The sequence below is a fragment of the Calditrichota bacterium genome (assembly GCA_013151735.1).
Classification (GTDB): Bacteria; Zhuqueibacterota; JdFR-76; order JdFR-76; family BMS3Abin05; genus BMS3Abin05.
Map to the genome: position 1 here is coordinate 1 of JAADHR010000132.1, position 8,833 is coordinate 8,833.

At 48.9% G+C, this 8,833-nt stretch carries 11 protein-coding genes; all 11 read left to right on the forward strand.

From position 1 onward, the window contains the following. Positions 1-404, forward strand: a 404-nt coding sequence (locus tag GXO76_09220) for an epoxyqueuosine reductase (protein NOY78033.1), incomplete at its 5' end; no start/stop codon positions are given. Positions 405-412: 8 nt separating this feature from the next. Then, positions 413-1,336: a site-specific tyrosine recombinase XerD gene (xerD, locus tag GXO76_09225; protein NOY78034.1), complete on the forward strand. Its 924-nt coding sequence runs from the start codon at positions 413-415 to the stop codon at positions 1,334-1,336. Beyond that, positions 1,337-2,071 (forward strand): SDR family oxidoreductase, encoded by a 735-nt coding sequence (locus GXO76_09230; GenBank protein ID NOY78035.1) that lies wholly within the window; start codon positions 1,337-1,339, stop codon positions 2,069-2,071. A 148-nt stretch (positions 2,072-2,219) separates the two neighbouring features. Next, complete coding sequence (locus GXO76_09235; GenBank protein NOY78036.1) at positions 2,220-2,633, forward strand: hypothetical protein; 414 nt, start codon at positions 2,220-2,222, stop codon at positions 2,631-2,633. A 16-nt stretch (positions 2,634-2,649) separates the two neighbouring features. Continuing rightward, positions 2,650-3,312, forward strand: coding sequence for a site-2 protease family protein (locus GXO76_09240; protein ID NOY78037.1), 663 nt, complete (start codon positions 2,650-2,652; stop codon positions 3,310-3,312). A gap of 139 nt (positions 3,313-3,451) precedes the next feature. Next, positions 3,452-4,477, forward strand: a complete 1,026-nt coding sequence (locus tag GXO76_09245) for a glycosyltransferase family 9 protein (protein NOY78038.1) — start codon at positions 3,452-3,454, stop codon at positions 4,475-4,477. After that, positions 4,474-5,250 carry a glycosyltransferase family 2 protein gene (locus GXO76_09250; protein ID NOY78039.1) on the forward strand — a complete coding sequence of 259 codons (777 nt, stop codon included), beginning with the start codon at positions 4,474-4,476 and terminating at the stop codon, positions 5,248-5,250. The genes GXO76_09245 and GXO76_09250 overlap by 4 nt, the downstream gene beginning before the upstream one ends. A 17-nt stretch (positions 5,251-5,267) precedes the next feature. Beyond that, entirely contained in the window at positions 5,268-6,416 is a 1,149-nt protein-coding gene (locus tag GXO76_09255) for a glycosyltransferase family 9 protein (protein ID NOY78040.1), read from the forward strand. After that, positions 6,413-7,159: a glycosyltransferase family 2 protein gene (locus GXO76_09260; protein NOY78041.1), complete on the forward strand. Its 747-nt coding sequence runs from the start codon at positions 6,413-6,415 to the stop codon at positions 7,157-7,159. The genes GXO76_09255 and GXO76_09260 overlap by 4 nt, the downstream gene beginning before the upstream one ends. A gap of 188 nt (positions 7,160-7,347) precedes the next feature. Next, positions 7,348-8,292, forward strand: coding sequence for a methylmalonyl Co-A mutase-associated GTPase MeaB (meaB, locus tag GXO76_09265; protein ID NOY78042.1), 945 nt, complete (start codon positions 7,348-7,350; stop codon positions 8,290-8,292). Between the two features lie 25 nt (positions 8,293-8,317). Next, entirely contained in the window at positions 8,318-8,713 is a 396-nt protein-coding gene (locus tag GXO76_09270) for a GxxExxY protein (GenBank protein ID NOY78043.1), read from the forward strand. Positions 8,714-8,833 lie beyond the last annotated feature (120 nt).

Here is an 8,833-nt window from a genome sequence, read left to right on the forward strand (position 1 = left end):
AAATGGGGTATCGGGCGCTTCCGATTGCGGCCTCTCAAATCATCGACTGGCGGAAACAAAGTGCCCACGTATCGCATCGTCACGTGGCTGTAGCTGCGGGAATTGGCTGGCGGGTGAGAAACAATCTGCTGGTCACAGCGGAATACGGTGCCCAGGTGCGGTTGGTGACCGTCCTCACCACTCTTCCGCTTCCCGTGTCTGAGGAACGTGTTCCTTTTAGCTGTGGCCAGTGCCGCCGTTGTGTGGATGAATGTCCGGTGGATGCCCTGGGCGAATCCCCGGAGGATTTCGATTTTGATCGGTGTTTTTCCCTGCTGGATTTCTTCTCCAGAAAGAAGGGACTGGGCGTTATGATCTGCGGGCTGTGCCAAAAAGCCTGTCCCGGCTCTGAAAAACTGTGGTAGCGGCGCCGATGGAATCCGCTTCAGTAAACCCGTCTCTTTTTGAATGGGTGGATCGGTTCCTCCATTTCATTCGTCTCGAAAAAGGGCTTTCGGATCACACAACCCGGGCCTATTCATTCGATTTGATGCACTATCTGGAATTTCTGGAATTAGAGGGGATTTCCCGGTTTTCAGATGTGTCGATTCAAACAGTGCTCAAATTTGTGTTTTACCTGAATGATCTGGGGTACGCACCGGCCAGTTTGGGGCAAATGATTTCGGCACTGCGTTCGTTTCACCAATTTTTGTTTGAGGAGGGAGAAACCGAGGCGGATCCCACGGAGAATCTGGATTCTCCGAAGCTGCGCCGAAAGATTCCCGTGGTGCTGTCTCCACAGGAGGTGTCTGCGATTCTGGATCAACCGGACATCGGCACGCCTTTGGGTTTGCGGGACCGGGCCATGATTGAATTTGCTTACGCCACCGGAGTGCGGGTATCGGAATTGATTCAAATCAAACAGAAAGATATTTTTTATGATGTGGGCTTTGTGCGCGTTTTTGGAAAGGGATCCAAAGAACGGGTGATTCCTTTTGGAAAACTGGCCAAAAAGTATGTTCAAATGTATCAGTCCGATGTCCGGCCGCGCGTGTATCGCCCCGGAATTTCAGGAGATGTTTTATTTTTGAGCAGAAACGGACGACCCCTTACCCGGATGGCTTTTTTTGTTAATTTAAAAAAATATGCGTCAGCGGCGGGAATCAAAAAAAATGTAAGTCCCCATACGCTGAGGCATTCATTTGCCACTCATTTGCTGGAAGGGGGCGCCGATTTGCGGGCCGTGCAGGTTTTACTGGGGCATGCGGATATTTCAACCACACAGATTTACACGCACCTGGATCGGGATTATCTCAAAGAGGTGCACCGGACATTTCACCCAAGGGAAACTATGTAAATGGATTTAAGAAACAGGGTTGTTTTAATTACGGGAGCCGCTCAGCGGGTGGGACGAGCCATCGCGAATCGTCTGGCAAAGGATGCCTCTCGATTGGTTATTCACTACCATCGGTCGGAGGTGTCGGCCCGAAAATTGGTGAAGGAACTCAACCAAAAGGGTGTGGATGCGCGGGCGCTTCAGGCCGATTTGGCCGATCCGTTTCAGGTTGAGCGTCTGGTGAGAGAAACCGTGGACGCTTTTGGAACCGTGGATGTCTTGATCAACAATGCGGCTGTTTTTTATCGAACACCCTTTCCTGAAATTTCCCTGCACGATTGGGAAAAATTGATGCGGATTAATCTGCGGGCGCCCTTTCTGCTGTCCCGGGAAACAGGGAAAATCATGTTGGAGAAAAAGGAGGGGGTCATCATCAATATTGCCGATGTGGGAGGTATTCGGCCCTGGGGCGATTTCATTCCGTACTCGGTTTCGAAGGCCGGGCTGATCATGTTGACGCAAACTCTGGCAAAGGCTCTGGCGCCGGATATCCGGGTTAATGCGGTGGCTCCCGGGCCGGTGCTGCTTCCGGAAAATTACTCACCGGAAGACGAGGCTGCCTCTTCCAAACGGACCCTTCTCAAGCGCGTGGGCAGCGCAGGGGACGTGGCCGAAACGGTCCACTTCCTGTTAACCGGATCCGATTTTATCACGGGTGCGGTGGTGCCCGTGGATGGCGGCCGGGCGGTTTTGTAGCTTAAATAGCCGGTGCGCATTGGAAATCTGAAAAAATGCGTATCACGGAGAATCTCAAAGGAAAAAAAGAGAACCACGGAGAAAAAACATCCTTAAATAACTTCGTGACTTCGAGCTTTTGTGGCACTTTTTTGTTAATGAGAAATACATGAAAATCTATTTCGCAGCCTCCATCAGCGGCGGCCGAAAATTTGAAAAAACCTACCAGATTATCGTTGATTTTTTGAAAAAGAACGGCCATGCGGTTTTGACGGAACATATTGCGTACCCCTCTGTTTTTGATGAAGAAAAACACATTTCTCCGGAACAGGTTTATTCCAGGGATCTGGCCTGGTTGGCAAAATCGGAGGTTGTGATTGCGGAGGTGTCCAATCCGTCTCTGGGTGTAGGGTACGAAATTGCCAAAGCGCTGGAAATGAAAAAGCCCGTGCTGTGCGTCTACCGATCCGGAATATTTTTAACAAAAATGATTACAGGAAACAAAGATCCGCTATTAACCGTAAAAGAATATTCGTCGCTTGATGAACTACGATCAATTATTGCCGATTACTTGAACAATTGAAAGGTACCGTATTAAAATGGAAACATGGGTTGATAAAATACTGTTTATTCCGGTGTTGCTTTTTTCGATTATTATTCACGAGTGTGCACACGGTGTGGCGGCCTATCGGGCGGGAGATCCGACCGCAAAAATGATGGGGCGAATCACGTTAAACCCCATTCCGCACATTGATATTATGGGATCGATTATTGTTCCCTTGCTGTTCCTGCTTACGCCGACAAACATCCTGTTTGGATGGGCCAAACCCGTTCCGGTAAACCCGGCCAACTTCAGAAACCGAAAACGGGATGAAATGATTGTTTCGGCGGCCGGTCCGGCGTCAAACATTGCGCTATCGCTGATTTTTCTTGTGCTTACCATCCTAACAATCGGATTATTTCAGGCCCTTCATTTGTCCCCGAATTTTATTCGGCGTTATTTTAATGTCATGGCCTCAGGGATGCTGATTAACCTCGTACTGGCCTTTTTTAATCTGATTCCAATTCCGCCTCTGGACGGGTCGCATATCCTTGAAAATATCCTTCCGCCGAGAGGACGGGTATTTATGGCCCGTCTCCAACCGTATGGCTTTTTTATCCTGTTGATTATTATCATGGTGCCGCAGCTCATTCAAATTGCCTATTGGCCCGTGAAAATGGTGTGGCATTGGTATATGCTCATTATGGGCATGTTTTTATAATCCATGACGTTCCCTATTATTTTATGAAGATTTCGAAGAAAGCGCCCCCCAAAGCGGGGGCGTGGTCTCCAAAATTTCCCTTGCGAAAATCCCCATAATTTTGTATACTTTTAATGTGTTACCGCAATTACAGAAAATCTTGATTATTAAACTACGGGCTATCGGGGATGTGGTTCTGGCGACTCCGGTCATTGAAAATTTGAGGAGAGCATTTCCTCATGCAGCCATTCATTTTCTGACGGAATCGCCATCGGCGCCGCTTGTGCAAAACCATCCGGGGATCGATCAGGTTATCGTTTATCCCCGGCAGCGTCTGGAAAACGAGCCGATTTTCCGGCGGTGGTTCTTTGACAGCCGTTTTCTTTGGAAGCTGCGTGCCGAACAGTACGATCTGGTTCTGGATCTGTTTGGCAATCCCCGCAGCGCCATTATGACGCGCCTGAGCGGCGCTCCCCGGCGGGTCGGGTACAATTTTAGGGGAAGAAAAGCCGCCTACACAAGGGTTGTAACCAATCGCGGGGCAGACGTTCACGAAGTGGAATTCAATCTGGATGCGCTGCGGGCTCTGCAGATTCCCGTGGTAAACCATCAACCCAAAATTTTTGTTTCTGAAGAAGATAGAGAGTTTATTCGAAATTGGATCGGGCAGAATCAATTGACCGATCGCCTTCTGATTGGACTCAATCCCTCGGGAAGCTGGCCGGCAAAACGATGGCCGGATGAGAAGTTTGTTCAGGTGGGGAAACGGTTACGGGACCGGTTCTCGGCGACAGTCGTGGTTCTTTGGGGCCCCGGGGAAAAGGAAACAGCTCAAAAAATCACAGCGGGAATTGGAGAAGGGGCGCTTCTGGCGCCGCAAACAACCCTGCTGCAATTGGCAGCTCTTTGTGAGAAAATGACTCTTCTTGTGAGCAACGATTCCGGGCCCATGCATATTTCGGCCGCCATGGGAACGCCGACACTTGGAATTTACGGCCCGACCCGTTCAAATCTACAGGGTCCTTATGGAGAAAAAGCGCGTGCCGTCGCCCATTGGCAAATTCCCTGTTTGGGTTGTAACCGCCTTACCTGCCCCTTATTGGATTGCATGAATTATTTGACGGTGGAAGAGGTGTTTGAGGAGGCGGTGAATTTATGGGGTCAAATACCTGCGGATTTTAGATGAAAACGCTCTCGGTCACGATTATTACCCGCAACGAGGCAAAAAATATTGCCGACTGTATTCAAAGCGTTTCCTGGGCGGATGAAATCGTTGTGGTGGATGCCATGAGTACAGATGCAACGGTGGACATCGCGAAATCGCTGGGGGCGATTGTTTACCAGAGGCCATGGACGAATTTTTCGGATCAAAAATCCTTTGCGCTTTCAAAAGCTTCACAAGAGTGGGTGTTGAGTTTGGACGCGGATGAGCGGGTATCGCCGGAACTGGCTGAGGAAATTCAATCCCTTTTGCAGGAGGCCACCCCGTGTGACGGCTATGAAATTCCCCGAAAAACCTTTTATCTGGGAAGGTGGATCCGGCACTGCGGCTGGTATCCGGGATTTCAGCTCAGGCTCTTTCGAAAAGAAAAAACCCGTCTCACCCCCAGAAAAGTGCACGAAGGGTTTGAGGTTACGGGCAAAATCTGTCGGCTTAAAGGGGATATCCTCCATTTTACGGCGGAAAGGCTGGAGGACCATTTTAATAAATTGGTGCTTTATTCGGTGCTTGAGGCGGAAGAAAAGGCCTCCCAAAAAACGGCTCATTGGTTTGATATCCTGGTCCATCCGGTATCGGCCTTCTTTCGAAAATATGTTGCTCTCAAGGGATTCTTGGACGGGCGGGAGGGATTCCTGCTTTCGGCCATGACGGCACTGGGCAATGCCATGCTCTATTTGAAAATCTATGAAATTCAATTGAGGGAGCGGGGGAAACAGGAGCCAGAAAGTAGTGATTAACGATTGAGGGTTTTGGCTTGATTACAATTCCAAATTGCAAAAGGTTTACGGGGTACAAACCCTGCGAACCCTTTAAAACCTGTGAGACCTGTGACTCACCGGTGCCCGTCGGCACACACATCTTGCTGATTAATCTGGATGCCCTGGGAGATGTGCTGGTCACCACGGCCATTCTTCCCGCGCTAAAGAGAAAATATCCGATCAGCACGATTCGTTGGATCACCAAAAGCTACGCCCTTCCTCTGCTTCAAAACAACCCCTACCTCGACGAGGTTCTTCCCTGGAACGATGACAACCGATTGATTCTTCAAAATATGAGATTTGACCTGGCCCTGAATGCCGACAAAAATCGTAATTCTTCGGCGTTTATTCAGACAATCGATGCGGCTCAAAAAATGGGCTTTGGCCTGAATGCGTTTGGTGCCATCATTCCCCTGAACCGGGAGGCGGAGTACAATTACCGAATGGGGATTGAGGATCAATTAAAATTTTTCGACAATCAGCGTTCCGGCCAGGATATTCTGGCGGAAACCTTTGGTCTGGATTACCGCCGGGACGAGTACGTGCTGCCGCTGACCCCAGAGGAAGAAGCCTTTTCAAAAAAATATCGGCATGATCTGGGGATTCAGTCCGATGATCTGGTTCTGGCGTTCAATACCGGATGCTCCAAACGCTTCCCAAACAAGAAATTGACCGTTGAACAGCACATCCAGCTTATTCGGAGAATCACGTCAAAATTTCCGGATGTAAAAATTATTTTGCTGGGCGGATCGGAAGACACGGAACGTAATCACGCCATTAAAAAAGCCGTGGGCGATTTGGCTGTTGAAACGCCCACAACGGACGGCTTGCGCAAAGGGATTCTTTACGAGAACATAGCCGATGTGGTTATCTCCGGAGATTCATTGGGAATGCACATTGCCATTGCGCTGAAAAAATGGGTGATTGTCTGGTTCGGCCCAACCTCCCCTCAGGAAATTGATCTTTATGATCGCGGGGAAAAAATTCTGAGCCACGCTCCCTGCGCTCCGTGTTGGAATCCAAATTGTACCACGGGAACGTTAGAGTGCATTTACCAACTGGATTTGAATCGTCTTGTGGCTGCCTTTGAGCGATTTTACACCTCTGTTTGGAAGAAGAGAGTTCCGGCGGAGGACATCCGGTGAACCGCTTGTCCGTGCTGGTACTGACGAAAAACGAATCGGCCAACATTGAAGCCTGTTTACAGAGCGTGGAATGGGCGGACGAAATTGTGGTGATTGACACGGGAAGCACAGACGACACGGTGTCCAAAGCGAAACGCTTTACGGAAAAGGTGTTCGTAACCGAATGGCAGGGATTTGCCGGCACCAAGAATTGGGGGCTGCAAAAACTAACCGGCGACTGGGTGCTCTGGCTGGATGCGGATGAACGGGTGACGCCCGAATTAGCCGAAGAAATTCAGAGCGTTTTAAGGAATCCCGCGTACGATGGGTACCAGATTCCCCGGAAAGCCAATTTTCTGGGACACTGGATTCGTCACAGCGGGTGGTACCCCGGGTACGTTTTACGGTTGATCAAAACAGATCTGGCGCGGTTTGCGGATACCCGCGTGCACGAGGGGTTGGAAGCCCCTGCACGCATGGGCCGACTCAACCATCCGCTGCTGCACTTTACCGATCCCACGCTGGAGCATTATTTTGAAAAATTCAATCGATACACGACCCTGGCCGCTCTGGATCTGAAAGATCGCGGGCGGCACTTTCATTTGGTCGATTTGCTGGTTCGTCCGGCGCATATTTTTGTGAAAATGTACGTTCTAAAAGCCGGCTTTTTGGACGGATTTGCCGGATTTTTGTTAGCCGTTCTCTCGGGCTTTTATGTGTTGGTAAAATATGCCAAGCTCTGGGAGCTGCTTCGGAAAAGCTGATTTGGGTAAAGAATATTCTTTTTACTCAGTGGTTCTCTTTTTTTCTCCGAGGCCCTCTGTGTCATTTTTTAGTCACACAGAATTTCGCAGAGACGCCTAACGTATCGCAGAGTTCATTTGGATGCCAAACGTGCAAAACCGAAAGCGTTCATTCGCGCCTTCACGGCGGATGTTTTTAAAGGATCAAGATGACACAAAATGACGTACTGAAACGGTTTTTTTCGGGAGATCGACGCGCCCTGGCCCGCCTGATTTCTATTGTGGAAAATGAAAATTCCCGCGCCGATTCCTATTTAAATGAAATTTACAACCACATGAAAGGGGCGTATCGCATTGGCATTACCGGTCCGCCCGGGGCAGGGAAGAGCACCGTTGTAAACCAGCTGGTCAAGCAATATCGGCAGGCGGGAAAAACGGTGGGAGTTATCGCGGTGGATCCGACCAGTCCCTTTACGGGAGGCGCTCTTCTGGGTGATCGGGTGCGAATGATGGATTCCGAATTGGATCCCGGGGTGTTTATTCGCAGCATGGCCACCCGCGGGAGTCTGGGCGGATTGTCCAAGACGGCTCAGGATGTGGCCGATGTGATGGACGCTTTTGGGAAGGACATCATTTTTCTGGAAACGGTGGGCGTGGGGCAATCCGAATTGGACATCATTCAAACAGCCGATGCTACGGTTGTGATTCTGGTTCCGGAGTCCGGCGACAGCGTTCAGGCCATGAAGGCCGGTTTGATGGAAATCGGGGATATTTTTGTCCTGAACAAATCGGACCACCAGGGAGCTGACCGGGCATATCTGGAAATCAAATCGGTTTTGCAACTGAAGCCTGTTCGGGATGACTGGCGTCCGCCGGTGCTTCAGACCGTTGCCAGTGAAGGCAAAGGGATTGCAGAACTCTACGAGACCCTGCAAGAATTTCAGCGCTATCAAAAAGAAAAGCATATTCTGGATCGAAAATTTAAGCAGCGCATTGAAAGCCGTATCCGGCGATACCTGAACGAGCAGATATTAAAGACATACTGGGATGCTGAAAAGGAAGAGAAATTCACGTCCGGCGTACAGGAGATTCTCACCCGTCAAAAAACCCTTCAGCAGCTGTTGAAAGAGTTTACTAATTTATTGACAGGATGAACAGGATATAAAAATACTTTTTAGAATGGGGAATAATGACGTGCAATATAAAGAATTAACGGCACGAATTATTGGATGCGCTTACCGAGTTTATAATAAGCTGGGTTATGGATTTTTGGAATCGGTCTATGAAAAAAGCCTTATTATTGAATTGAAACGGGAAGGATTGCATGTTGAATCTCAGAAAACGATTAAAGTTCATTATGATAATTTTGTTGTAGGAGATTTTATTGCGGATCTTTTTATTGACCATAAAATAATTGTTGAATTGAAATCAGTGACTCATTTGGCGAAAGCTCACGAAATTCAATTGGTTAATTACCTTACGGCAACCGGAATTGATGTAGGTCTCCTCATTAATTTTGGTGAAGAAAAGGTTGAAGTAAAGCGAAAAGTACGAGAGTTACCCCATGGGATATAGGAATAATCCTGTTCATCCTGTCAAAAATCAAGGAGAAGGCGATGGATGATCTCGACAAGATAAAAAAAGAGAAAGAGCGGTGGGAGCAGGAGATGCAAAAAAAATCCCGTGACCGCAAAG